At 73.2% G+C, this 1,734-nt stretch carries 2 pseudogenes; one reads left to right on the top strand and one right to left on the bottom strand.

From position 1 onward, the window contains the following. Positions 1-1,341, top strand: a pseudogene (locus QHF83_RS53200) (hypothetical protein); the annotation flags it as partial. Positions 1,342-1,450: 109 nt separating this feature from the next. Here QHF83_RS53200 and QHF83_RS53205 read toward each other — a convergent pair. Then, positions 1,451-1,734: pseudogene (locus tag QHF83_RS53205) on the bottom strand (hypothetical protein); the annotation flags it as partial.

Below are 1,734 nucleotides of genomic sequence, written 5' to 3' on the forward strand. Positions count from 1 at the left end.
AGCGCGTCCGCGCCGCCCCCGGCGCCCGCCGCCGCGCCTGCGTCGGCTCCCGCGGCCGCCTCCGTGCCCGTCCCCCCTCCCGTTTCCACGACGCCGCGCGTCCCGACACAACCTCCTCGCGCGCCGCTGCCTTTCCCGGGCTCGCAGCCGTCCGCGGCCGCGCCGGTCGTCCCCGCGATGCCGCCCGTGCCGGCGATCCCCGCCGCGCCCCCGGTCCCTCCCGCGTCCGCGGCTCCTGCCGCCCCTGCGATGCCCCTCGCGCCGCCGGTCGCGCCGCCGATGGGCCCGCCGGTCGCGGCCGTGGCCGCCGCGCAGGCCTTTACGGCCCCGCAGGCGACGCCCGTGCCTCCGGCCGAGGTTCCTCGCCGCGAACCCATCGACGGGGCGACGTCTCCCGCGTCGCCGCCGCGCGAAACCAGCCCCTGGGCGGCCGGCGCTTCGGCGAACGTCCTGGGCGCGCCCACGCATACGCCCGTCGCGGCGCCCGTCACGAATACGCCCGCCGCCCAGGACGATTCGCGCCCCCGCGTCCCGCCGGCGCGCCCCTCGCGCCGGCTCGGCCCCGAGATCGTGGATCTCCTCTGGTTCGATCCGCAGGGCGTCGCCCGCATTCGCGCCGCGTTCCCGTCCATCGTGGACGAGCTCGAATTCGAGCCGCTCGATCCCAAGCATGATCTGCCGACCGACGATCCGAATGCCTCGCGGGATCGCCACGACACCTTCGGCGTCCTCACGCGCGCCGTGCCCACGGACGGACGGGGCATTCAGCGGGCGATGCTCGAATCGATCAGCGAGACGGGCCGCTTCACGCCGCCCGTCGTCATGCTCACGGGCGAGCTCCGCTTTCCGTTCGACGAGGTCGAGCACCTGAAGGCCGCGGTCGCCGCGGTCACGCCGCTCGTGACCGAGGACAACAAGAAACTCAAGGACGCGCTCGAAGCGGCGAACGAGGTGCTCAAGACGCCCCTGCTCCAGGCGCCTTCCAATGTCGAGGTCGTCACGAGCGAGCTCCGCGACGCGCTCCGCCAATCGAAGCGCAGCGTCACGGTGAGCCAGCTCGACGCCCACATCGAGCGCGTGCTCCTCGATCAACGCAAATACCAGAAGCGCACCGTCTTCGGCGACGAGCAGATCCGCGCCCTCTGCGTGCCCGCAGGTGAAAATACGGCCGTCCCCGTGTACCTGCCGCAGACCCTTTCGATGAAGCTGCCGCTCATGCTCAGGATGAAGGCGCGCCTGCTCGCCGAGGCCCACGCCCAGCAGGATCAATACGAATCCCACCCGAACGCGCTGCGCGTCCTCGCGCTCGGTCGCGTGGTGTCCATCGACGGCTGGCGATAACGGTTTTTTTCTTCGCTCGTACAAAAACGCGAACCCGACCGGCTCCCGGGTGCCGATCGGGCTCACGTTCACGTTTCGCTTCGATTCGAGCGGCCGCGGTCGTGCATCCCTAGAACCGGCCTTGGCCGTACGCCCAGCCGGCGCTCCCGTAGCCGCAGTAGCCGCGCCCGTAGCCGCCGCAAGCACCGTAGTACGGGCCGCGGACGAAGTGGCGGCCGCCGATCTGGCAGTCGAATCCGCGTCCGTAGCCGCAGCCGCCGCCGAATCCGCCGACGATGGCGCCGCCGCCCGGGCCGACGAAGGCGCCGCCGCCGCCCGGGCCGACGATGGCGGCCCCACCGCGCGGGCCGACGAAGGCGCCGCCGCCGTAGGGGCCGACGATGGCGCCGCCGC

Source organism: Polyangium sp. 15x6, from assembly GCF_029960785.1.
In the GTDB taxonomy this organism is placed as follows: Bacteria; Myxococcota_A; Polyangia; order Polyangiales; family Polyangiaceae; genus Polyangium.